This window comes from Brevundimonas sp., assembly GCF_027487935.1.
Taxonomy (GTDB): domain Bacteria; phylum Pseudomonadota; class Alphaproteobacteria; order Caulobacterales; family Caulobacteraceae; genus Brevundimonas.
This window is the reverse complement of record NZ_JAIYCP010000010.1, coordinates 176416-198441: the sequence shown is the minus strand read 5'-3', so window position 1 is coordinate 198441 and position 22026 is coordinate 176416. Positions and strand designations below refer to the sequence as shown.

At 69.1% G+C, this 22026-nt stretch carries 21 protein-coding genes; 8 read left to right on the top strand and 13 right to left on the bottom strand.

Annotated features, from left to right (window positions below; genetic code table 11):
* The first annotated feature begins 53 nt into the window (after nucleotides 1-53).
* The 4 genes from Q0053_RS04950 to hisC are packed head-to-tail and all read left to right on the top strand — an operon-like array spanning nucleotide 54 to nucleotide 5792.
* A complete protein-coding gene (locus tag Q0053_RS04950) occupies nucleotides 54-2930 on the top strand; it encodes an ATP-dependent DNA helicase (RefSeq protein WP_298096839.1) in 2877 nt (958 codons plus the stop codon).
* An 11-nt stretch (nucleotides 2931-2941) separates the two neighbouring features.
* Nucleotides 2942-3982 (top strand): DUF2125 domain-containing protein, encoded by a 1041-nt coding sequence (locus Q0053_RS04945; RefSeq protein WP_298096836.1) that lies wholly within the window; start codon nucleotides 2942-2944, stop codon nucleotides 3980-3982.
* The gene (locus Q0053_RS04940) at nucleotides 3982-4677 is read left to right on the top strand and encodes a hypothetical protein (protein WP_298096833.1); all 696 of its coding nucleotides are present in this window, start codon (nucleotides 3982-3984) and stop codon (nucleotides 4675-4677) included. Before Q0053_RS04945 ends, Q0053_RS04940 begins: the two co-directional genes overlap by 1 nt.
* Before the next feature lie 8 nt (nucleotides 4678-4685).
* Nucleotides 4686-5792 (top strand): histidinol-phosphate transaminase, encoded by a 1107-nt coding sequence (gene hisC, locus Q0053_RS04935; RefSeq protein ID WP_298096830.1) that lies wholly within the window; start codon nucleotides 4686-4688, stop codon nucleotides 5790-5792.
* Here the strand turns inward: hisC and Q0053_RS04930 are convergent, their stop codons facing one another.
* The 5 genes from Q0053_RS04930 to Q0053_RS04910 all read right to left on the bottom strand — a co-directional run bounded on the left by Q0053_RS04930 (nucleotide 5793) and on the right by Q0053_RS04910 (nucleotide 11457).
* Nucleotides 5793-6002 carry a hypothetical protein gene (locus Q0053_RS04930; protein WP_298096827.1) on the bottom strand — a complete coding sequence of 70 codons (210 nt, stop codon included), beginning with the start codon at nucleotides 6000-6002 and terminating at the stop codon, nucleotides 5793-5795.
* Nucleotides 6003-6140: 138 nt separating this feature from the next.
* Complete coding sequence (locus tag Q0053_RS04925) at nucleotides 6141-6695, bottom strand: hypothetical protein (RefSeq protein WP_298096824.1); 555 nt, start codon at nucleotides 6693-6695, stop codon at nucleotides 6141-6143.
* Nucleotides 6696-6805: 110 nt separating this feature from the next.
* Entirely contained in the window at nucleotides 6806-7615 is an 810-nt protein-coding gene (locus Q0053_RS04920; protein ID WP_298096821.1) for a TIGR02186 family protein, read from the bottom strand.
* A gap of 10 nt (nucleotides 7616-7625) precedes the next feature.
* Nucleotides 7626-8549: a sulfite exporter TauE/SafE family protein gene (locus tag Q0053_RS04915; protein ID WP_298096818.1), complete on the bottom strand. Its 924-nt coding sequence runs from the start codon at nucleotides 8547-8549 to the stop codon at nucleotides 7626-7628.
* Between the two features lie 124 nt (nucleotides 8550-8673).
* Nucleotides 8674-11457 (bottom strand): hypothetical protein, encoded by a 2784-nt coding sequence (locus Q0053_RS04910; RefSeq protein WP_298096815.1) that lies wholly within the window; start codon nucleotides 11455-11457, stop codon nucleotides 8674-8676.
* A 217-nt stretch (nucleotides 11458-11674) separates the two neighbouring features.
* On the opposite strand from Q0053_RS04910, the gene Q0053_RS04905 reads away from it, so the two are divergent.
* Nucleotides 11675-11881 (top strand): hypothetical protein, encoded by a 207-nt coding sequence (locus tag Q0053_RS04905; RefSeq protein WP_298096812.1) that lies wholly within the window; start codon nucleotides 11675-11677, stop codon nucleotides 11879-11881.
* 14 nt (nucleotides 11882-11895) lie between these two features.
* Here Q0053_RS04905 and argF read toward each other — a convergent pair whose 3' ends face one another.
* The 4 genes from argF to Q0053_RS04885 all read right to left on the bottom strand — a co-directional run bounded on the left by argF (nucleotide 11896) and on the right by Q0053_RS04885 (nucleotide 15913).
* Nucleotides 11896-12828, bottom strand: coding sequence for an ornithine carbamoyltransferase (argF, locus tag Q0053_RS04900; RefSeq protein ID WP_298096923.1), 933 nt, complete (start codon nucleotides 12826-12828; stop codon nucleotides 11896-11898).
* 8 nt (nucleotides 12829-12836) lie between these two features.
* Entirely contained in the window at nucleotides 12837-14015 is a 1179-nt protein-coding gene (locus Q0053_RS04895) for an aspartate aminotransferase family protein (RefSeq protein ID WP_298096920.1), read from the bottom strand.
* A 110-nt stretch (nucleotides 14016-14125) separates the two neighbouring features.
* Nucleotides 14126-15025, bottom strand: coding sequence for a M20/M25/M40 family metallo-hydrolase (locus Q0053_RS04890; protein WP_298096809.1), 900 nt, complete (start codon nucleotides 15023-15025; stop codon nucleotides 14126-14128).
* Nucleotides 15026-15091: 66 nt separating this feature from the next.
* Nucleotides 15092-15913 (bottom strand): ABC transporter permease, encoded by an 822-nt coding sequence (locus Q0053_RS04885; RefSeq protein WP_298096806.1) that lies wholly within the window; start codon nucleotides 15911-15913, stop codon nucleotides 15092-15094.
* Between the two features lie 309 nt (nucleotides 15914-16222).
* On the opposite strand from Q0053_RS04885, the gene Q0053_RS04880 reads away from it, so the two are divergent.
* Nucleotides 16223-16732 carry a GcrA family cell cycle regulator gene (locus Q0053_RS04880; protein WP_298096804.1) on the top strand — a complete coding sequence of 170 codons (510 nt, stop codon included), beginning with the start codon at nucleotides 16223-16225 and terminating at the stop codon, nucleotides 16730-16732.
* 252 nt (nucleotides 16733-16984) lie between these two features.
* On the opposite strand, the gene apaG is transcribed toward Q0053_RS04880, so the two are convergent.
* Nucleotides 16985-17392: a Co2+/Mg2+ efflux protein ApaG gene (apaG, locus tag Q0053_RS04875; RefSeq protein WP_298096801.1), complete on the bottom strand. Its 408-nt coding sequence runs from the start codon at nucleotides 17390-17392 to the stop codon at nucleotides 16985-16987.
* Between the two features lie 87 nt (nucleotides 17393-17479).
* On the opposite strand from apaG, the gene Q0053_RS04870 reads away from it, so the two are divergent.
* Nucleotides 17480-18511: a 2'-deoxycytidine 5'-triphosphate deaminase gene (locus Q0053_RS04870; protein WP_298096798.1), complete on the top strand. Its 1032-nt coding sequence runs from the start codon at nucleotides 17480-17482 to the stop codon at nucleotides 18509-18511.
* Between the two features lie 123 nt (nucleotides 18512-18634).
* Here Q0053_RS04870 and Q0053_RS04865 read toward each other — a convergent pair whose 3' ends face one another.
* Together Q0053_RS04865 and Q0053_RS04860 are read right to left on the bottom strand one after the other, a co-directional pair.
* Complete coding sequence (locus Q0053_RS04865) at nucleotides 18635-19918, bottom strand: MFS transporter (protein ID WP_298096794.1); 1284 nt, start codon at nucleotides 19916-19918, stop codon at nucleotides 18635-18637.
* The gene (locus Q0053_RS04860) at nucleotides 19915-20385 is read right to left on the bottom strand and encodes a cupin domain-containing protein (RefSeq protein ID WP_298096791.1); all 471 of its coding nucleotides are present in this window, start codon (nucleotides 20383-20385) and stop codon (nucleotides 19915-19917) included. The genes Q0053_RS04865 and Q0053_RS04860 overlap by 4 nt, the downstream gene beginning before the upstream one ends.
* A 48-nt stretch (nucleotides 20386-20433) precedes the next feature.
* On the opposite strand from Q0053_RS04860, the gene dapE reads away from it, so the two are divergent.
* Nucleotides 20434-21594, top strand: coding sequence for a succinyl-diaminopimelate desuccinylase (gene dapE / locus Q0053_RS04855; protein WP_298096789.1), 1161 nt, complete (start codon nucleotides 20434-20436; stop codon nucleotides 21592-21594).
* A gap of 234 nt (nucleotides 21595-21828) precedes the next feature.
* Here the strand turns inward: dapE and Q0053_RS04850 are convergent, their stop codons facing one another.
* Nucleotides 21829-22023, bottom strand: coding sequence for a hypothetical protein (locus Q0053_RS04850; RefSeq protein ID WP_298096786.1), 195 nt, complete (start codon nucleotides 22021-22023; stop codon nucleotides 21829-21831).
* Between the last annotated feature and the right edge of the window lie 3 nt (nucleotides 22024-22026).

Here is a 22026-nt window from a genome sequence, read left to right as displayed (position 1 = left end):
CGTCAAGGAAATGTTCCCGTTCCGTTTCACATGGCTAGTTGCTATGTTTCGGGGTGTCCACCGACTCCCTCACCTCCGTCTCCGCCCTCACCGGCGCCGAGCCATGGCTGGCCCTGCCGCCGGCGCTCGCCATTCCGCCGGGCGCGGGGGCGATCTGCGATGGCGAAGGTGCGCGCAGGATCGGACGCGGCGCGGCGGAGGGGGCCTTCACCACCGCCCCGGTCATGGTCGCCCACGCCAGCCTGACCGCGCGCCGCCTCGGCATCGTCCCGCCGCCGCGCTCGGCCGAGCTGCTGGATGTACTGGAGCTGTTCGCCTTCGTTCGGCCCGCCCGCTTCTGCGCACCCTCACCCAGCGGTCTGGCCCTGGCCATGGGGATGAGCGAGCCCCGGGGGGCAGAGGCCCAGGCGGAGGCCCTGCGCCGCGCCGCCGACGGCCTGCTGCGCGAACTGGCCGACCCGGCCTATCCCGACCGCGAGGCCGCCTTCACCCTGGCCGAAACCCTCGGGCGGGCCGGCTGGGCATGGGCCTGGCGGGTCACGGGGGCCCTGCAGCATCAACCCGTTCGCGACCGCAACCATCGCGGCAGCGGCCTCGACGTCTGGTCGCGCCTGCCAGAGTGGGAGGACGAGGCCCCGCGTGGCGAGGCGGGCTCGGCCCCGGTCGACAGCGAGAGCGCCCGCATCCGGCTGGAGAAACTGCTTCAGGCGTCCGGGCTCGACGAGACCCGGCCGACCCAGTCCGACTATGCCGCCGAGGCCGCCTATGCCTTCTCGCCGCGCAACGAGGAGGGCCGCCCGCGCGTCCTGCTGGCCGAGGCCGGCACCGGCACCGGCAAGACCCTGGGCTACCTCGCCCCCGCCAGCCTGTGGGCCGAGCGCAATCAGGGGGCGGCCTGGGTCTCGACCTACACCCGCGCCCTGCAGCGCCAGATCGACCGCGAGAGCGCCGCCCTCTGGCCCGACCCCGTCGAGCGCAGGAAGAAGACCGTGGTCCGCAAGGGCCGCGAAAACTACCTCTGCCTGCTGAACCTGCAGGACATGGTCCAGGCCGCCCAGCTGGGGAACGGCGATCTGATCGGCATGGCCCTCGTCAGCCGCTGGGCCATGCACAGCCGCGACGGCGACATGACCGGCGGCGACTATCCAGGCTGGTTGCCGGGCCTGTTCGCCACGGGGCCGAGCCATCAGGCCAGCGCGGCCAACCTCGTCGACCGGCGCGGCGAATGCGTCCACGCCGCCTGCCCCCACTACCGCACCTGTTTCGTCGAAAAGACCATCCGCGCCAGCCGCCGCGCGGACCTCGTCGTCGCCAACCACGCCCTCGTCATGACCCAGGCCGCCTTCGACGGGGCCCGGTCGGCGCGCGGCCTGAAACAGGACGGCGAGACAGCGGCCCTGAAGCGGATCGTCTTCGACGAGGGCCACCATCTGTTCGACGCCGCAGACAGCGCCTTCTCGGCCTGCCTGTCCGGTCAGGAGGCCGCCGAGCTGCGGCGCTGGCTACGCGGGCCCGAGGGTCGCGGCCGGCGTGGGCGCGGGCTGGAACAGCGGCTCGGCGACCTCTGCGCCGACAACGCGGCGGCGACCAAGGCGCTGCAGGACGCCGTTCGCGCCGCCGCCCAGCTGCCCGGCGAGGGCGTGTCCGGCCGCATCGCCCCGGCCTCGGGCGAGGTCAATCCGGTCGGGCCGATCGAACGCTTCCTGCTCGCCGCGCTGGAGCAGCTCCGGGCCCGGACGTCGGAGAATGCGTCGGGCAGCGGTGTCGAATTCGGCATGGAATGCGCCCTGCGCCCGGTCACCGAGCCGGTGCTGGAGGCCGCCCGCGAGGCCGCCCAGGCCCTGGCCGCCGTCGAGGCGCCGCTGCTGGCCCTGTCCCGCCATCTGGAGGACATCCTCGACGACGAGGCCGCCGATCTGGACGGGGCGTCACGTGCCCGGATCGAGGGGGCCCTGCGCGGTCTCGACCGCCGCGCCCGCATGACCCTGCCCGGCTGGCGCTCCATGCTGGCGGCGCTGGAGGTGTCTTCGGACGAGCCGGATCCCGACTTCCTCGACTGGCTGTCAGCCGAGGCCGCCTTCGGCCGGATCATGGATGTGGCCCTGCGCCGCCACTGGATCGATCCGACCGTGCCGCTGGAGGCGGCGGTGATCATGCCGGCCCATGGCGTACTGGTCACCAGCGCCACCCTGTCTGATCCGAATGCGCCAAACAACGGGGGCGATCCCTTCGACATGGCCCGGCTGCGCACCGGCTCGGCGCGGCTGATCGAGCCGGCCCGGACCCTCAAGGTCGAAAGCCCGTTCGACTATGCCGCCAACGCCCGGGTCATCGTCGTCAACGATCTGGTCAAGGACGACACCCGCCAGACTGCGGCGGCCATGCGCGAGCTGTTCCTCGCCGCCGGCGGCGGGGGCCTCGGCCTGTTCACGGCCATCCGCCGGCTGAAGGCGGTCTATGAGCGGCTTGGTCCGGACCTGGCCAGGGCAGGTCTTCCCCTCTACGCACAGCACATCGATCCACTGGAAGTCGGTGCCCTGGTCGATGTCTTCCGGGCCGAACAGGATTCCTGCCTGCTGGGCACCGATGCGGTGCGGGACGGCGTTGATGTCCCGGGACGATCCCTGCGCATCCTCGCCTTCGACCGCGTGCCCTGGCCGCGCCCGGACCTGTTGCACAAGGCGCGCCGCCTGCGTTTCGGCGGCGAAGGCTCCGGAGGGCGCAATTTCGACGATGCCCTGGCCCGGGCGAAGATGGCCCAGGCCTTCGGCCGGCTGATCCGCCGTGCCGACGACAAGGGCGTCTTCGTCATGCTCGATGCCGCCGCCCCGACCCGGCTGTTCGCCGGCCTGCCGCCCGGCACCGAGGTCCAGCGCATGGGGCTGGCCGAAGCGGTGGAACTGGTTGGCGGTTTCCTCAAGCCGGACTAGACGGTGCCCCGATGACCGACACCGCCCCCCGCCACTCCCGCCGCGGCCTCGCCGTGCCCTTCGTGATCGTCGGACTGCTGCTGGCCGGCTGGACCGGCTGGTGGTTCTGGCTGACCGCACAGGTCGAGACCCGGCTGACGGCCCAGGTCGAGACCCTGAAACAGGACGGCTGGACCATCACCCATGCCCCCGTGCGCATCACCGGCTGGCCCTTCCGAACCCGGGTGTCGATGCCGCAGGCCGATATCCTTGCCCCCTCCGGCCACGGCGTGTCGGCCCCCGAACTGGTGGCCGAGGCCAGCAGCTGGAACCCCGACCACTGGGTCGTCGTCGCTCCCGACGGCCTGACCCTGACCCGGGTGAGCAAGGGCCGGATCGCGATCGCCGGCGACGGTCTGCGCTTCAGCATCAGCCATCTGCGCGACCGCTTCCCCGACCTCAGGACCGAGATGATCCGCCCGACCTTCACCGCGCTTGAGGGGGCCGAGCCCTTTCCCATCGCCTCGGCCGAACGGATCCAGCTGGAGACCCGACCGCATCTGACCGACGGCGTCGCCTCGACCGACGAACTGGATGTGCTGTTCCGCCTGGTCGACGCACGCGGCCGGCCCGGCGGGCCGGTCGAGAGTGCGACCGGACAAGGCCGGCTCAGCGCCGATGTCGAGGGCACGATCGTCGGGGCCAGCCGCCTGCAGGGCATGGATTCAGCGGGCGTCTTCGCCGCCTGGACCGCGGCGGGCGGACGGTTCACCGCCGTGCGGGGCCGGTTGAAGGCCGGGGACAGCACCGCCCTGATTTCCAGCGAAACCCTCTCGGCCCGGGCCGACGGGCGGCTGCAAGGGTCGCTCGCCTTGACCGCCGAGAAACCGGTGGCCGTCATCGCCGGCCTGGCCCGCGCGCAATCCGGTGCGGTCAACCGCCTTGGCGCGGCAGGTGCCGTAGCCGCCACAGCTGCGGCGGGCGAGCGGCCCGTCGATCTGGTGATCCAGTTCCGCGACGGCCGCACCTGGCTGGGGCCCTTCCCTCTGGCCCCGGCGCCGCGGCTGTTCTGATGCCCGCCAAACCCCTGGAAGAACCACAGGCCGACACCGAACGGCTGGCGCTCGATCGGGCAGTGGCGGAGGCGGTGCGTCTGCGGATCACCGCCGGCCCCCGTCCCTCGCAGGACGCCGACGCCATCGCCCTGCGAGACCTGCTGAAGGATCTGCCGCCCGCGGCGACTGCCGGGGTGCGTGCGGTTCTCGGGCGTATCGATTCGGCGATCGGCGCGCCGCTGGTTGTCTGGGGAGCCACCAGCCAGACCCTCGCCGCCGATCGCTTCGGCCTGACCGCCCGGATGGCCGCCGAGCCGGAGCAGGCCCTGGGCGCCGTGCGCGATGGCTCACGCGCCCTGCTGGACCTGACGCCGGGCAGGGCCTGGTGGGGACGGCTGCTGGCCGAGCCCGCGCTGCGCGTCGTCGCCGCCCTGCCCGATGACCGCCACGGCCTGCCCCGCGCCCTGATGATCCAACGAGCCGAACCCGGCCCGACCGGCGACGACCGGACCTTCTGGGCTACCGACAGCCAGGCTCCCGATGCCCGGATCGTCGAGACCCTGGGCGCCGCCGGCCTGGTCGCCAGCCCCTTGATCGCGGCGGGCGGCTTGAAGCTGTTCGTGCTCGCGGGCTATGTGCAGGCTGAGGACGGACGGCTTGCATCCGCGCCCGGCAGCCTCTCCGGCGTCATCGGCGCCGCCCCCCAGTTCTGAAAGCGCCCATGACCGACGCCCCGCAAAACGCTCCCGTGGCCAAGCCCGGCATCCTCGACATCGCCCCCTATGTCGGCGGCAAGTCGCGCATCGAGGGCGTGGCCGAGCCGATGAAGCTGTCGTCCAACGAGAATGCCCTGGGTGCGGGCCAGAAGGCGCGCGAGGCCTATGCCGCCGCCATCGGCAATATCCACATGTACCCCGACGGCCGGGCGATGAAGCTGCGCGACGCCGTGGCGGAACACCATGGACTGGAGCCCGGGCGGCTGATCTTCGGCAATGGCTCGGACGAGGTCTTCGCCCTGCTGAACCAGACCTATCTGACCGCCGGCGACAATATCGTCAGCGGCAAATACGGCTTTCTGGCCTATCGTATCAGCGCCTTGGCCAACCAGGCCTCGGTCAAACTGGCCCCCGAGCCCGACTTCCGGCTGACGCCCGAGGCCATCCTGGCCGAGGTCGATGACCGCACCCGGATCGTCTATGTCTCCAGCCCGTCCAACCCGACCGGCAGCTACAATACGGCCGAGGAAATCCGCCGGCTGCACGCGGCCCTGCCGCCGCACATCCTGCTGGTCATCGACGAGGCCTATGCCGAATTCGTCGCCGAGCCCGACTGGGAGACCAGCTTCCCGCTGGCCCGCAACAGCGACAACATCATCGTCACCCGCACCTTCTCCAAGATCCACGGCCTCGGCGGCCTTCGGATCGGCTTCGGCTATGCGCCGCTGCCGGTCTGCGAGGCGGTCGACCGCATCCGCCTGCCGTTCAACGTCTCGGTCCCCGGCATTGAGGCGGCCGTCGCCGCCCTCGGCGACGCGGCGCACCAGAAGGCGTCGCGCGACCTCGTCCACGCCTGGCGGCCGCGCCTGACCCAGGCCATCAAGGGCTTCGGCTTCGACGTCTTCCCCTCGGCCGGAAACTTCGTCCTCGTCCGCTTCCCCGATGCGACCCGCAACGCCGCGGCGGCCAATGACTATCTGAACTCCAGGGGCATCATCGTCCGTCCCGTCGGCGGCTACGGCCTGCCCGACTGCCTGCGGATCACGGTGGGCACGGAAGACCAGAACCGGGCGGTGATCGACGCGCTCAGCGAGTTCGCGGCCCAGGCGTAGTCAACCGACGTAGCCGCATCGCTCGGCGGCGCATTGCAGGTAGCACCGCGTCCAGGCCGGCCCGCCGCCGGGATAGATGATGTAGCAGCGGTACTGGCACTCCAGATAACAGAAGTCGTTGCGCTGATCCGGCGACGGCGTCTGGGCGGACGAGGCGGCGGCCAGGAAGAGGCCGGCGGTCAGGGCGGCGGTGCTGAACAGTCTGCGCATTGTGAAAGCCCTCCATGCTTGACCATTAGCGTAGCGGTGACGGTCCGGTTCCTGGGCAAGGTGGTTAGCCCGCGAGCAACCACAACTGTCCGGCGCCGCCGTCAGGATGTCGGCGAGGAAGCGAGCCGGCTCGGGTCCCTAGCTGCAGTCAGCGGTGAACTCGGAGGCCTGGCCGTTGATGGAGACCACAGCCTCCGCCTTGTGGCCGGACCACGATTTCGAGACGTTGTAGGTCTCGCTATCATTGCCCGAAGGCCCGCCCTGGGCATCGGCGCGCCAGAGGCCGGCGTTGAAGCTGGAACTCCACGGCGTGATGGTCCGTCGACGAAGGATGGCGTTTCTGGCCGTCGGTCCGGCGGTTATCGGACGCCCTTCTGCATCGACCGCGACAAGGGTCGGATCCTGGGTGATTGGCGGATTGGACGGTATCGCGAACGGCTCGCGGACAACCAGCGTCTCGTCTGCACGCTCGATGAAAGCGATGAATTTTCCCCCCGCGGGCAAGGCGATCGCCGAGCTGGTTCCCACGCGGGGAAGAAAGGGACCGCAGACCGCCAGCACCTCGTCGCCGGCACCCGCCTCAGCAACCGCGGCGCGCTGGTGCTCGCGTCTTGCGGCCTGGGCCTCCGGATCAGAGCCGCAAGCGGCCAGTGCGCAGCCCACGAGTCCAAGAACACCCACGCGATATTTCATCAAACTTCCCCAAGGTTCGGTCGGCGAACGCTGATCCGCTGTCGGTCTGCAACCTTCCCCGGCCCGCCGCTCGCGTCAAGCGCGCAAACCAATACCCGCCGGGGATGCGCTCACGTCCGCCTGAACACCCGGCTCGCCGCCCATCCCATAAGGGCCGCCAGCAGCACGGTCAGCACGCCGTAGCTCCAAGGCCGCCGATGGGCGAACTCATAGATGTCGCGCTCTATGCCGACCTTTTCGACGGTCATGGTCAGGTTGGAGACGGAGACCGGCTCGCCGTCCTGGAACAGCCAGACCTCGGCGAAATACTGGCCGGTGGGGGCCACGGCGGGCAGGTCCAGCTCCGCCCGGAACAGGCCGGTATCGACGAACTCCACCCCGTCCGGATCGGTATTGTAGAGCGCCGCCGCCTCGCGCAGCCGGATCACGGCGCGACGATAGTCGAGATAGTCCTCACCCAGCCGGCTGACGACCACATCGCGCACGCCATAGCGGGTGACGGTGCGGCTTTCCTGCGGGGCGGCGATTCTCAGATGGTCGACGCCGACGCCCAGACGGCGCAACTGGCCGAAGTCGGCGATGTCGGACAGGGGCCGGGTCGAGGCGGTCATGTAGAAGCCGGGCGCACCCTCGAACAGCACCGGACGGCTGTTGAGCCAGAAGCCCATGTTGCGGGTCTTCTTGACCAGACGCACGGGACCGTCCGGGCCGCGGACCACGACCACCACATCGGCCGGTCGGTCCGTCGGATTGAAGACAGCCCCGTAGAGGACGATCGAGGCTCCGCTGAACCGGGAGTCGATCATGACCCGCGCGTCGGTCATCGCGGCAGCGACCCGGACCTGGCCGATCGTGCCGGTCGAGCGTTCCGGCGCAGGGGCGACGATCGCCGGCGGCGGGGGTGGAAGGACCTGTATCACCCGGGCACCTTCATTCGGGAACTCCGGGCGCAAAGGCGAACAGGTCCGACGGCCGCACGAACAGGTCCAACCCGATCTGGATGCCGACCAGCAGGACGATCAGGGCCAGCAGCGCCCGCAGCACATCCGGCCGGAACCGTCCCGACAGCCGCGCCCCGTACTGGGCCCCGACCACGCCGCCGACCAGCAAGAGGGTCGACAGGACAATGTCGACGGTCTGGTTGCGTCCTGCCTGGAGGATGGTGGTCACGGCGGTGACGATGATGATCTGAAACAGGCTGGTGCCCACCACCACCCCGGCCTTCATGCGCAGCACATAGAGCATGGCCGGTACGAGGATGAAGCCGCCGCCGACGCCCATGATGGCCGACAGGATGCCCGCGAAGCCGCCGAGCACCAAGGGTGGAATGGCGCTGATATAGAGACCCGAGCGGGGGAAGCGCATCTTCAGCGGCAGGCCATACAGCCACAGCGGCCGGCGGCGCTCCCGATGCGGCAGGACCTCGCCGCGCACCCGGCGCAGGATCTGGCCGAGGCTCTCGTAGAGCATCAGGGTGCCGATGGTGCCGAGGAAGAGCAGGTAGGACAGGGCCACCACCATGTCCGCCTGACCCAGCAGACGCAGATAGCGGAACAGCTCGACGCCCGCCAACGCCCCGAGGACCCCGCCCAGCGCCATGACTCCGCCGATGCGATAGTCGACCGCCTTCTGGCTGGTGTAGGCGATCACGCCCGAGGTCGAGGAGGCCACCACATGGCTGGCCTGGCTGGCCACCGCTACCGACGGGGGAATGCCCAGAAAGATCAGGATCGGGGCCATCAGGAAGCCGCCGCCGACGCCGAACAGACCGGACACGAATCCGACCGTCGCGCCCAGCAGAACCAGGAGCGGCCAGTTCACCGAAACCTCGGCGATCGGCAGATAGATATCCAAAGGACGCGCCTTCGGCTGGAACTGAGGCTAGGCGCCGGAAAGGCGACGACGGAACTGCTGGTGTCCTAGACCCACCGGGCGGCTCCCGCCACCCGATGCGCCAGAAAAGCTCGCCCCTCCCGCGTCAGGCGAGTGGCTCGATCGAGAAACTCTCGGCCTCTGTCCGGGCCTTGGCCTGGTCCGCGGCCGGCAGCGAGGCGCGCAGGCGCTCGACCGCCGCCCGGGCGTCGGTGTCGCCCGCGCGCGCCGCGATCAGATACCACTTGTAGGCTTCGGTCAGGTCGGCCTCGATGCCCTGGTCGCCGGTCTCATAGAGTTTGGCGACATTGAACTGGCTGTCGACCAGACCCAGCACCGCTGCCCGCTTGAGCCAGTCCAGCGCCTCGGCCCGGTTCTGGTCGCCGCCGGCACCATCGAACAGATACATGCCATAGGCATGCATCCCTCTTGCGTCGCCACCATCCGCCGCCCGGCGCGCCCAGGCCCGGGCTTCCGCCAGATTGAGCGGCAAGCCCTTGACGCCGTCCTGATAGAGGCCGGCCAGATGCAGCTGGGCCGGCGTATAGCCCGTGGCGGCAGCCTGCTTGAGCAGATCGATCCCACCGGCCTCGTCGGCATCGAGCAGGGCCGTCGCCTGGCCGTAGAGGTCCTCGCCGCGGGCCAGATCAGCGGGTGACGCCACCGCCGGCACGACGGCTAGCGCCGCGAGCGGTTTCGCCGGATCCACCCCCGGCAAGCCGGAGATGGCCACACCGGTGCCGGTCAACTGGCCCGTCGCATAGGTGACGCCGGCGGTCAGAAAGATCGCGACGGCCGAAGCCCCCAGCGCTTTGCGGACCGTGCCGCCACCTTTGGAAGCCTGTTTGTCCAGCCGCTCCTGCAGGCGGGACTTGCCGCCACGCTTGATGCCGAAACCCGAACGGACCGGTGCCTCGACAACAGGAGTCGCCATGGCGGCGCGAGCCGCGTCGATGGTCTGGCGGGTCGATGAGGCGCGCCCCTGTGCCGCTGCGGCACGCAAGGCGTGACGGTCGACGAAATCCGTCTCACCGCCGAACCCGACATCTTCCCCGTCAAAGGCGGGGGCAAGACCGGCCGGGGCCGTCGCTTCGAGGGCGTCCGCGACGTCGGCACCGCCGAACCCATGGCCGACGCTCTCCGATGCCAGAGGCGCCTCGGGTGCGGACCCGAACTCTTCATGCAGCGATGTCGTGGCGGGCCGGCTGCCGAACGGGGGCGATCCGACCAGCGACGCATCCTCCACGCGCGGGCCGCGCAAGACAGCGTCAAGGCTGGCCTCGGCGCTGAGCACCTGGTCGACCGGGGCCCGATAGCCGGCGGGCACAGGGTCCGGCTCAGGAGGGGCGAGCCCGGCGGACCAGGCCTGCTGCTCGGCGTAGATCGGGTCGTCAAAGACCGCGTCAGTGAAGGGCGCGCCCGGGAAGGCCGCATCCGGGAAGGCCGCAGCCCGCCAGTCGGAATCCGTTGCAGTGTCAGGGACAGGGACCACCGGCTCGGCCCGGCGCTCGATATTGTTCCGCGCCTCGGCGATCAGGGCCGCGGTGCGCTCCTCCGACATCCGCATGCGCTCGGCCAGCTCGCCGGAGGCCCGGTCATAGCTCTGTTCGATGCGGGCAGAACTGTCCGCCAGTCGGCGACCGATGTCGTCCAGTGCCTGTTGGGAGCGCCGCTCGGACTGGGCAATCCGCTCGCTCAGCCGGTCTGAAATACGGGTAATCTCACCGCCCAGCTTCTCCAGCGCGAGGGCGTGACGGTCGTCGGTAGCGGTCAGTCGCTGCTCGAAGCCCTGGGCAAGCCGGCCCATGTCGAGCTCGACCTTGCGGCTCAGCTGCTCGAAACGGACCGGGGCCTCGGCCTCGATCGACCCGACCCGGCCGTTCAGGTTCTGGGCGATGCGCAGAACCTCGTGGCCCATGGCCTCGACCGCCTTGGCCGACCGCTCCTCGGACGCCTTGACCTGGTCGCCGATGGCCAGGACGGCGCGTTCGATGCGGTCCATCCGACCTTCGGACTCGGCCGTGTCGAGCCGCCGCATCATCTCGACGCGGTTTCCCTCGACCTGACGGCTCAGCGTCTCGGCCAGTTTTTCAAACCGGGCCGCCTCGCGGAAGCTCTCCGGCTCGGCGCGGGACTCGGCAGCGCGCAGGCGCTGGTCCAGCCCGGCGAATGAGGCCTGCAGATTGCGCAGGGCCTCGGACGTGCGCCCCTGGGCCTGATCCAGCCGCTGGCCGACCTGGGCCAGCAACTCCGGCCCGATACCGGGCCCGGCCACCTTCTCGACCCCGTCCATCCGTTGGCGCAGCTCGTTCACGCTCGAACGCTGGCGCTCCTCGATGTCGTAGAGACGACTGGCGAGGACCCCCAGGGTGGTCTCTACCTTACCGAAGGTTTCGGCGGTTTGCGGTCCCACCTCCTGCTCGAAACGGCGCAGACGCCGATGCCCCTCGCGCAGCTCCTCGGCGATATCGTCGATGCGGCGACTGCTGGCCCTGCCGGTCTCGTCCTGCCCCTCCAGCCGGCGCACAAGGCCGGTGACAGCCTGGTCGACTCCCTGGATGGCGACGGTGGAACGGCGCTCGGCCGCCTCGAGCCGGGCGGCGATGGCATCGATCGAGGCACCGAGCCGATGCAACTGGTCTTCGCTCACGCCCGAACCGTAGGCATCGTCCATGCGGCGGCTGCGGCCGCGACGGTCGATGCTGTCGGCAGCATGCGAGCGACGCGACAGCGGCGTGAACCCGCCCTCGTCATCGTCACTGTCTTCCAGGATGATGGTGTTCAGCCACTCACCCAGAGTCATGCCCGAACGACGCGCAAGGTCCTTGGCGATCTCTCGCGCCTTGGGCTCTATGCCCTTCACGCTCCAGGGTGCCGCGGCTGCCCTCACTGATTCGACTCCCGACCTGTTCACAAACGCTAGACGCCAAGATGAAGCGTGTAAACGTGTCGTTAACCCCAAGATGTAGCGGTGCCCGATGTTCCTGTGGAAAGCGTCGTGCCCCGATGAATATCTCGCGCGGACATGGTTAACGAGGCATGAGGATTAACCTTCCGGCAAGGCTTTCGCCCTTGCGTTCGGGGTCCCGACGGACCACCTCGCGCGGATGAGTCTGACCCTGACGATCGTCCTGCTCTTCGCCACCCTGGCCCTGGCCGTCTTCGCCGGCTGGCGGGGATCGCGACCCTGGGACCTGACGCGGGGTGTGCGCATGATCCCCTGGCGGTTCATCATGCTGCTGTCGGGCGCGGTGATCCTCGTCCTCGCCGTCCATCTCGGTGCCCTGCTGGGCGTTCCGCAGCGGCCTTACTGACCGGTCCCGGGAACCTAGCCCCCGGATGTCTCCGCGAAACACCAGGCCAGCACGGCCTTCTGGGCATGGATGCGGTTCTCCGCCTCGTCCCAGACCAGCGACTGCGGACCGTCGATGACCGCATCCGTCACCTCCTCGCCACGGTGGGCGGGCAGGCAGTGGAGGAAGACGGCGTCGCTTGCGGCCAGATTCATCAGGGCGTCGTCGACACCATAGCCTTCGAAGGCTTCGAGCCGCGCCTCATAGTCGCCGTCCCCCATCGACACCCAGGTGTCGGTGACCACCACATCGGCACCGACGACAGCCTCGCGCGGATCGCTGGTCAGGGTGACGTGATTGCCGCCTCTGGCGAGGTCGTGCAGGTCGGGATGATAGTCCGCCGGACAGGCCACATTCAGGTGGAAACCCAGCTTCGGGGCCGCATGCATGAAGCTGTGGCAGACATTGTTGCCGTCCCCGACCCAGGCGATCGTCTTGCCCGCGATCGGCCCGCGATGCGCCTCGATGGTCATGATGTCGGCCAGGATCTGGCACGGATGCGAGCGATCGGTCAGGCCGTTGATCACCGGCACGGTTGCGACGCGGGCGAAGCGTTCGACGTCCTCGTGATCATTGGCGCGGATCATCACGGCGTCGACCATGCGCGACAGGACCCGGGCCGTATCCTCGACCGGCTCGCCGCGACCCAGCTGCATGTCGCCGGCATTGGCGATGATCGAGGCCCCGCCCAGCTGGCGGATCGCGGCGTCGAAGCTGAACCGGGTACGCGTCGAATTCTTTTCGAAGATCATGGCCAGCACGCGGTCCTTCGCCGGAGCGTCGGCGTCGGGGCGGCCCTTCGGCCAGCCCTTGCGGGCCGCCTTGCGGGCATGGGCGTCATCGAGGATGGCGCGCAGGTCGGCGGCTTCAAGCCGGTGGATGTCGAGGAAGTGGCGGACCATCGTCAGCGCTCCGGTCAGGCCGCCGCCATCTTGCTGCGCGCGAATTCACACGTCCGTTCGAACCGTTCGATCGCCTCGCGCGCCTCATCCAGGGTCAGGTTCAGCGGCGGCAGGATACGGCAGCAGTTGTCACCACCCCCGGCGATCAGAAGGTGGTTCTCGTCCCGCGCCCAGCCCATGAATTCGCGGTTGTTGGGCACCAGTTTGACGCCGAGCAACAGGCCCTTGCCGCGCACGTCCACGATCACATCGGGGAAGCGCTCCTTCAGCCCGTGCAGCTGCTGCTTCAGATAGCCGGCGATCTCATTGACGTGGGCCAGGGTCTCGGGCTTCGAGATCTCGGCGAAGGCTGCGCCGCCGACGGCCATGGCCAGCGGATTGCCGCCAAAGGTCGAGCCATGGGCCCCCACGGTCATTCCCCTGGCGGCCTCGGCCGTGGCCAGGCAGGCCCCGACCGGGAAACCGCCGCCCAGCGCCTTGGCGATGGCCATGATGTCCGGGGTCATCCCGCCCCATTCATGGGCCCAGAGCTTGCCGGTCCGGCCCATGCCGCACTGGACCTCGTCGAAGATGATCAGGACGCCGTGTTCATCGCACAGCTCGCGCAGACCGCGCAGGCAGACCTCGGGAATGGCCCGGCAGCCGCCCTCGCCCTGCACCGGCTCAACGATGATGGCGGCGGTGTTCGGGTTGGCGATCGCAGCCTTGAGGGCCTCATGGTCGCCGAACACCAGCTGGTGGAAACCCTGCATCGGCGGGCCGAAGCCGTCGGTATAGCTGGGGTTGGCCGCCGCATTGATGGCACCGTAGGTGCGGCCGTGGAACGAGCCGTCGAAGCCGTAGATGTCGATCCGCTCGGGCTGGCCGTTGGCCGCATGAAATTTCCGCGCCGTCTTCAGCGCGCATTCGACCGCCTCGGTGCCCGAGTTGGTGAAGAAGACCACATCGGCGAACGACTTTTCGCACAGGGCGTCAGCGAGGGCTTCCTGCCCCGGAATCTTGAAGATGTTGGAGACGTGCCACAGCTTTTCAGCCTGGTCCTTGACCGCCTGGACGAGGGCCGGATGGGCGTGGCCGAGGGCATTGGTCGAAATGCCCATGACGCAGTCGAGGTATTCGGTCCCGTCGGTGCTCCACAGACGTGCGCCCTGACCGCGATCCACCGCCAGCGGCGCGCGGTTGTAGACACCCATCAGATGTTCGTTGGACACGGGACAAGCCTCCAAAAGCGAGACGGCCCCGCCGCTGAAGAGCGCCGGGACCGCTGGAACAAGGGTCAGGCCTTGTCGGCCGGAGGACGGTGTTAGTCAACACCGTCGAGCTGTGCGTCCAGCCGCTCGACCAACGCCGCATAGGTCGCGCCGGCGAGGGCCACCGTCGCCGGATCGACCTTGTCCATCGTATCCTCGTTCGAGTGGATCAGACGGAAGACCTGGGGGATGAAGCCCTCGGCCAGGCCGTTGGCCTCGCCGCCGTTGAAGGCCAGCCACATCTGATGGGCACCGATCTCGTCCTGGAAGCCCAGCGACACCACCGGGGCGCCGGCGGCGGAGAAGGCGCGGTCATCGGACGGCGGATAGACCGGAAAGCCGACGCACTGCATCGCCCGCTCGGCGCACAGTTCCTGCACCGCGCGCGTGACGAAGGCGGACTGGGGGCCATTGTTCTGGCCGTACATCATCGTGTCGCCATAGCCGGCGACGTCCGAGTTCACCACGGCGGCGACATTGGCCAGGCCGTGCGCCTCGATCCATTTGCGTGCGCCGATCAGGCCCAGCTCCTCCTGGTCAAACAGGATGATGCGGATGCGGTGGTTCAGCGCCTTGCCACGCAGGATCTTCGCGGCCTCGATGAGCCCGACCACGGAGGCCGCATTGTCGACGACGCCATGCGACATCGTCCCGTCGCGCAGCTTCACGGCGTCATAGTGGGCGGTCAGCAGGATTTCGCGCGGGCCGTCGCCGAGGGTCACGACCACATTGCGGCCCTCCATCTCACCGGTCCGGCCATTGCCGCCGGCGAAGGTCTCGATGGTCGGTTCGAACCCCGCGGCCCGCAGCTGGGCGACCACGACCGCCGTGCGCGCTTCATTGGAAGGCTGGACGAAGGCGGCAACCTGGGCGCGGAGGTCAAGCTCCTGGGCCGCGACGGGCGTCGAGGCAACGAGCAGGGCCGCGACGGCGGCGAGCGAACGGAACAGCATGGAACCCCCTTGAGACAAGACGCCATGGCTAGCGCGGCGCGGTGCCCGGCGCACCTTACAACTGCGTCAGGTCTTCAGCCGCCAGCCCGAGCGGAACACGAGCCAGCAGGTCACGGCCATGACCAGCGTCAGCACACCGCTCAGCACCATGCCGATCATCAGGTTTCCCTCGGCGTTGCCGGTCCCGATGAAGCCGGCCCGGAAGCCGTCGATCAGATAGAAGAAGGGGTTGAAATGGCTGATCGTCGCGAACGGCTCGGGCAGGTTTTCGACGAGGTAGAAGGTGCCGCTCAGGAAGGTCATCGGCATGATGACGAAATTCTGCACAGCGGCCAGCTGGTCGAATTTCTGCGCCCACAGGCCGGCCAGCACGCCCAGCATTCCCATCGTCAGACAGGCCAGCAGGCCGAACCACAGGATCAGGCCCGGGTTGGCCACCTCCAGCCGCGCAAACGGCAGGACGCAGACCGCGGTCACGATCCCGACCACCAGACCGCGCGTGGCGGCACCGAGCGAAAAGCCGATCGTCAGCTCCAGCGGGCTGAGCGGCGGGGTCAGGAAATCGGTCGCCGTATTCATCACCTTGGCCTGGATCAGGCTGGAGGAGGCATTGGCGAAAGCGTTGTTGAGCATGGCCATCATGACGAGGCCCGGCGCGACGAACTCCGGAAAGGGTGTGCCGTGCAGCGGCGGGCGGGCCCCCTGCAGGGCCACGACAAAGACCAGCATATACAGCAGGGTGGTCACCACCGGGCCGGCCACCGTCTGGGCCCCCACCTTCCAGAACCGCCGCACCTCGCGCAGGTACAGGGTCTGGACGCCGATCCAGTTGATCCCGGGATAGCTGCGCGGCTGGGGGGTAGTGGAGGCGGTGCTCTGTTCGGTCATGGGGGCGGAAATGCGCTGACGGACGCTGCGGCGCAAGGGGGATGGGGTGTGGGGTGTGGGGTGTGGGGTGTGGGGGATGAAGGCTGGCGGCACATCAAGCAGCGACCTTGTGGCCCGGGTACCCCAAACCCCCCACCCCACCCCCAACACCCCACGCCCGTTAACCACCCCCTACATCTGGTTCCTGTGGACGGACCGATTCGCACATCTTGCGTCCGTTAAGGGCTCGTTTACGATTAGTGGTAGGTCGAGGCCCCGGGAGGGAAGCTTGGACCCCATATGTTGAATCTGAGACCCGGAGGGTTGGCTATGACCGCAGGCTGGACTGAAGACCGCGTCGGCGCGCTGAAGAAGCTCTGGCTGGAAGGCCAGTCGGCCAGCCAGATCGCCAAACAGCTGGGCGGCGGCGTGACCCGCAACGCCGTGATCGGCAAGGTGCACCGCCTCGGCCTGTCCGGTCGGGCCGCCCCCTCGCAGCCGGCCCGCGCCACCTTTCGCCCCTCGCGCCCCCGTCCTGCCGCGCAGCCGACCCAGACGCCGTCGGCCCCGCGCCGTATCGAGGCCGTCCAGCCGCGCGCAGCGGCCGTGCCTTCGGTCGCCTCTACCATGCCCGATCTGCCCGGCACCGCGACCGTGATGACCCTCGGTGCCCACATGTGCAAATGGCCGATCGGCGACCCGTCCTCGAACGAGTTCAGCTTCTGCGGCCGCCGCGCTTCGGAAAGCGTCTATTGCGTTGAACACGCCCGCGTCGCCTACCAGCCGCAGGTCAAGCGCGGCGCGACGGATCTGGCCCGTTCGCTGCGGCGTTACATCTGACCCCTTTCAGCCCCTGCGGCTGTCATGAACGGCTCCTGGAGAGCCGCCGTCCGCCTCACGGCCCACCCGCACGGGACCGTGAGACTGGGGCGGGGCTGCGCTTTTCCGGGTTGACGCAGCCCCTCACCCGCCCGCTGCGCGGGCAAGCGTGATCTGTGGCTGGCGCAGGCCGCTCATCGTTAGCGGAAGCGCGGCGCTGGCAGCGCCTTCACACGGGTTCCGGCCAACCATCCGTCACTGGGCACCAACCACTCAGTTCAGCACCCGCCGCTCCCCCGGCACATCGAGGCTGAAGGCGGGGATGGCCGCCTCGAAGATGCGGCCCGTTGCGTCGGTCATGGAATAGCCGCCCACCATCGAACCCGAGGCCGTGCCCAGCGGGCAGCCCGAGGCGTAGGCATAGCTTTCACCCGGCAGGATGGTCGGCTGTTCACCGATGACGCCGGGACCGCGCACCTCCTCAACATGGCCGCGGGCATCGGTGATCAACCAGTGGCGAGCCATCAGCTGCACCGGAACGCCGGTCAGGTTGACGATCTCGATCTGGTAGGCCCAGACCCAGCGGCCCCCCTCCGGATCGGACTGGCCCGCCAGATAGCTGGGGCGGACACGGATCAGGATGCCGTCGGTTTCGGCTTCATACGCGGGCGTGTCGTGCATCCGCCCATGGTCGTGCAACGCGGGCCTGCGTCAAGCGCACGGCACCGGGAAGGGGAGACGGATGGCGGAATCGTGTAAGCCATAGCCATGCAGTCCATCGAATTCCCCACCCCCGGCATCCTGCCCTGCCAGTCCATCGAGGCCCTGATCGCCGGCGGTGCCATCACCTCGGAAACGCCTTTCGACGCCGATCAGGTGCAGCCGGCCAGTCTGGACCTGCGCCTGTCCGACCAGGCCTGGCGCGTCCGGGCCTCCTTCCTGCCGGGCCAGCGCACGGTCGAGGACCGGATCGCCGATGTCTCGATGCACACCATCGACCTTTCGCCCGGCGTCGTGCTGGAGCGCGGCTGCGTCTACATCGTCCGGCTGCAGGAGCGGCTGAGCCTGCCGAAGGGCCTGATCGCCCGCGCCAATCCCAAGAGCTCGACCGGCCGGGTCGACGTCTTCGTCCGCCTGCTGACCGATCGCGGGGGGCGTTTCGACGATGTGGCGGAAGGTTATGAGGGGGCGCTGTATCTGGAGATCTCGCCCCAGACCTTCCCCATCCTGGTCCGTCCCGGCACGCGGCTGAACCAGCTGCGGCTCAAGGCCGGCGCACCGCCCAAACTGGAAACCCGCAGCGTCGGGGTGGAACTGCAGGGCGGCGAGGGCTCGATCGTCGGCTTCCGGGGCCGCCGCCACGCCGGCGTCGTCGACCTCGACAACATCGCCGGCCATGACCCGCGCGACTTCTGGGAGCCCCTGACCCTGCGCCGCGGCGAACTGCTGCTGGACCCGGGCGAGTTCTACATCCTCGCCTCATCCGACGACGTCGAAATCCCCGTCGACCAGGCCGCCGAGATGACCCCGATCGACCCGTCGGTCGGCGAGTTCCGCGTCCACTACGCCGGCTTCTTCGACCCCGGCTTCGGCACCGACGAGGCGCACGGCGCAGGCTCCAAGGGCGTGCTCGAGGTCCGCACCCACGACACCCCCTTCCTGCTGGAGCACGGCCAGATCGTCGCCCGGCTGGTCTATGAGCCCCTCATCGAACGCCCCGCCCGCCTCTACGGCGAGGGCGGCAGCCACTACCAGCGGCAGGGGCTGAAGCTGTCGAAGCATTTCCGGCCGTGGGGGTGAGGGAAGTGATTAGTGGCTAGTGGCTAGTGGCCATCGACTGCACCTTCCCTGCCAGCGGAAGGGCGGCGCTGACTGCGCGACCCCGCAAGCGGTGGCCAGCCACTAACCACTAGCCACTCCCCATCACTCCAGCCGATCCGCCTTCCTCAGGTCCGGGAACCACCGCGCCCACAGCCCGGTCGCCGTCAGGGCTCCAATGCCGCCATACACCGCCGCCCCGATGGGGCCGAGGAAGCGCACCGCCACGCCGGAATAGGCCTCGCCCAGTTCGTTGGAGGCACCGATGAACAGCATGGACACCGAACTGACCCGGCCGCGCATGTGATCGGGGGTGGCCAGCTGGATCAGGGTCTGGCGGATGTTGACGCTGATCATGTCCGCCGCACCGCCCAGGAACAGGACCGCGCCGGACAGCCAGACACTGGTCGACAGGCCGAAGGTCAGGGTGCAGACGCCGAACACCGCGACCGAGGCGAACATCCAGCGGCCCGCGTGCTGCACGATCGGGAAGCGGCTCAGATACAGGGCCACCAGCAGGGCCCCGGCTCCGAACGACGCCCGCAGCAGGCCGAAACCGACCGCCCCGACGTGCAGGATGTCGGCCGCAAAGATCGGGGTCAGCAGAGCGACCCCGGCCAGCAGGACGACGATCAGATCCAGCGAAATGGCCCCGAGCACGATCTTTGTATTCCAGACATAGGCCAGCCCCTCCTTGACCTGATCGACCGGCGAGACATGGGTCGGGGACGGGGCCGGCTTGCCGCTGGTGCGGATCAGGACAAGGCTGATGAAGCCGATGGCGAACATGACCATCGCCACGGCATAGGCCCCGGGCACCGAGAAGCCGACGATCACCCCGCCCAGCGCCGGGCCGGCGATGGCCCCGGTCTGGAAGGCGATGGACTGGGCCGCGATGGCCGGTGGCAGGGCGCGACGCCCGACCACCATCGGCAGGAAGGCCTGGCTGGCCGGGGCGAGGAAGGCGCGCGCCGCCCCGAACACGGAGGCGACGGCCAGCAGGCCCCACAGCGGCGGCGATCCGTGCAGCGCCATGAACAGGAAGGCGAGCGCACAGCCGCCCTCGACCATGACCGACAGGGTGACGGTGTTCTTGCGGTCGCGCCGGTCTGCCAGGGCACCGGCGGGCAGGGTCAGGGCCAGCAACGGCAGGAACTGACACAGGCCGACGAGGCCCAGATACAGGCTGGCCTCGGCGATCGGATGGTCGCGTCGGGCGATCTCATAGACCTGCCACAGCAGGGCCGAGGACTGGATCTGGATCCCCAGCACCGCCGCCACCCGCCCGACCCACAGCAGGCGGAAGTCGCGGATGGCCCACGGACTGGCCGGGCCCTCGGGTTGCTCCGCGGGCTGGGCCGGGCCGGGCGTCTCGACAGATCCGGTCACGTGCGCCGGTCGACTTTCGGATAAGGGGTCCCATCGCGGTGGAAAAAGCCGCCCTGCCGGAACTGCATGTCGATGTCCGGATAGTGGCCGGTGTCCCCGCCCGGGGTGCGCGTGCCGACCTCCAGCAGAACGGCCTCGCCGCCCGAGCGGTTCTGCAGCATATGGCCATTGGGCACACCCGCCTTCCAGCCCGCGCAGTCGCCGGCGCGCAAGACGGTTTCGCCTTCATCCTCGACCAGCACGACCTCGCCCGATACGACCCAGACGAACTCGTCCTCGCCCTCGTGCCAGTGGCGCTGGCTGGACCAGGCCCCGGCCGGCAGGCGCAGCAGATTGACCCCGAACTGGTCCAGCCCGACCGCATCGCCCAGCCGCCAGCGACGGCGTGGCTTGCACGGTCCGGCGAATTCCTCCGGATAGCCGGTGCCGTGTCCCGTGGGTGCGGCGTCTATGTCGATCTTCGGCATGGGATGGCGTCTTCTCGCAGTCGTCCGAACCCCGTAAAGCACAGCCTTATGAGCACCGCATCAACTCACGTTATCGATCCTGTCGCCCTCACCCGCGACCTGATCCGCAGGCCTTCCGTGACCCCCGCCGACGAGGGGGCGATGGATGTGCTGGAACGTGCCCTGACGGGGCTCGGTTTCCACTGCCGCCGGATGAAGTTCGAGGATATCGAGAACCTCTACGCCCGGCGTGGGACGGCCTCACCGAATCTCTGTTTCGCGGGCCACACCGATGTCGTGCCGACCGGGTCGACCGAAGCCTGGTCCTCTGCCCCCTTCGAAGCCGAGGTGAAGGACGGCATCCTCTACGGCCGGGGTGCCGTAGACATGAAGGGCGGCATCGCGGCCTGGGTCGCGGCGGTTTCACAGGTCCTGGCAGAGGGCGAGGTCCCCGGCAGCCTGTCCTTCCTGATCACCGGCGACGAGGAGGGCCCGGCCCTGCACGGCACCAAGCGGGTGGTCCAGGCCCTGATGGCCGAGGGCGAGGTCATCGACGCCTGCGTGGTCGGCGAGCCGTCGTCGCAACACGCCCTGGGCGACATGATCAAGATCGGGCGGCGCGGCTCGCTGAACACCTGGATCACGGTGCACGGCAAACAGGGCCATGTCGCCTATCCGGACCGTGCGGCCAATCCGGTCCCGGTGCTGGCCCGGCTGGTCGCCCGGCTGGCCGACCACCGTCTGGACGACGGCTATGAGGCCTTCCAGCCGTCCAATCTGGAGCTGACCACGCTCGACGTCGGCAATACGGCGACCAATCTGATCCCGGCCGAGGCACGTGGGCGGCTGAACATCCGCTTCAACCCGAACCACACCGGCGAGAGCCTGATGGCCTGGCTCAATGCCGAGGCGGGCAAGGCCCAGGCCGAAAGCGGACTGCGCATCGAGCTCGAACACCTGCATTCGGGCGATGCCTTCCTGACCCAGACCGGGCCGTTCGTCACCGCCGTGCAGGACGCTGTGGAGGCTTCCACCGGCCGCCGTCCGGAGGCCTCGACCACCGGCGGCACCTCGGACGCCCGTTTCATCCGCGCCATGTGTCCGGTGCTGGAACTGGGTCTCGTCGGCCAGACCATGCACCAGATCGACGAGCGCGCGCCCGTGGCGGAGATCGAGGCCCTGGCCGAGGTCTATCGCGCGGTGATCGGCAGGTATTTCGCGCGAGCCTGACCGCTCCTTGTCATCCCGGCCGAAGCGAAGCGAAGAGCCGGGACGCACGGTCGCCAGAACCTCGCGTCCCGGAAGATGCGAAGCAGCTATCCGGGACACGGGTGGGGGCATGGCGCTATGGCCACCCGTCCCCCGGACAATCGAAGGCGATTTCCGGGGGTGAGCAAAATGAGGCTCGCGCCGTCCCGGATCGCCGCTTCGCGGCGTCCGGGATGACAAGGCAGCTCCGGGAGATCAGTGCAGCGTCGCCTCCAGTCGCGCGATCCGCCGGTCGAGGTCCGCCACCATCTCCTCCAGCCGCGCCTGTTCGGACCTCATGTCGACCAGCGTGCCGTCATCATAGGAGAGCTGCGCCCCCTTGCCGATCAGGTCGAGGCGATAGAGGGCCGTCACCCGGCGCGCCTTCAGCCGCTCCAGTTCGTCGGCCACGGG

Excerpts from the sequence above, each read along its gene's own strand:
- Q0053_RS04945 (WP_298096836.1), top strand. The coding sequence starts at position 2,942 with ATGACCGACACCGCCCCCCGCCACTCCCGCCGCGGCCTCGCCGTGCCC.
- Q0053_RS04940 (WP_298096833.1), top strand. The coding sequence starts at position 3,982 with ATGCCCGCCAAACCCCTGGAAGAACCACAGGCCGACACCGAACGGCTG.
- hisC (WP_298096830.1), top strand. The coding sequence starts at position 4,686 with ATGACCGACGCCCCGCAAAACGCTCCCGTGGCCAAGCCCGGCATCCTC.
- Q0053_RS04930 (WP_298096827.1), bottom strand. The coding sequence starts at position 6,002 with ATGCGCAGACTGTTCAGCACCGCCGCCCTGACCGCCGGCCTCTTCCTG.
- Q0053_RS04925 (WP_298096824.1), bottom strand. The coding sequence starts at position 6,695 with ATGAAATATCGCGTGGGTGTTCTTGGACTCGTGGGCTGCGCACTGGCC.
- Q0053_RS04905 (WP_298096812.1), top strand. The coding sequence starts at position 11,675 with ATGAGTCTGACCCTGACGATCGTCCTGCTCTTCGCCACCCTGGCCCTG.
- Q0053_RS04895 (WP_298096920.1), bottom strand. The coding sequence starts at position 14,015 with ATGGGTGTCTACAACCGCGCGCCGCTGGCGGTGGATCGCGGTCAGGGC.
- Q0053_RS04890 (WP_298096809.1), bottom strand. The coding sequence starts at position 15,025 with ATGCTGTTCCGTTCGCTCGCCGCCGTCGCGGCCCTGCTCGTTGCCTCG.
- Q0053_RS04885 (WP_298096806.1), bottom strand. The coding sequence starts at position 15,913 with ATGACCGAACAGAGCACCGCCTCCACTACCCCCCAGCCGCGCAGCTAT.
- Q0053_RS04880 (WP_298096804.1), top strand. The coding sequence starts at position 16,223 with ATGACCGCAGGCTGGACTGAAGACCGCGTCGGCGCGCTGAAGAAGCTC.
- apaG (WP_298096801.1), bottom strand. The coding sequence starts at position 17,392 with ATGCACGACACGCCCGCGTATGAAGCCGAAACCGACGGCATCCTGATC.
- Q0053_RS04870 (WP_298096798.1), top strand. The coding sequence starts at position 17,480 with ATGCAGTCCATCGAATTCCCCACCCCCGGCATCCTGCCCTGCCAGTCC.
- Q0053_RS04860 (WP_298096791.1), bottom strand. The coding sequence starts at position 20,385 with ATGCCGAAGATCGACATAGACGCCGCACCCACGGGACACGGCACCGGC.
- dapE (WP_298096789.1), top strand. The coding sequence starts at position 20,434 with ATGAGCACCGCATCAACTCACGTTATCGATCCTGTCGCCCTCACCCGC.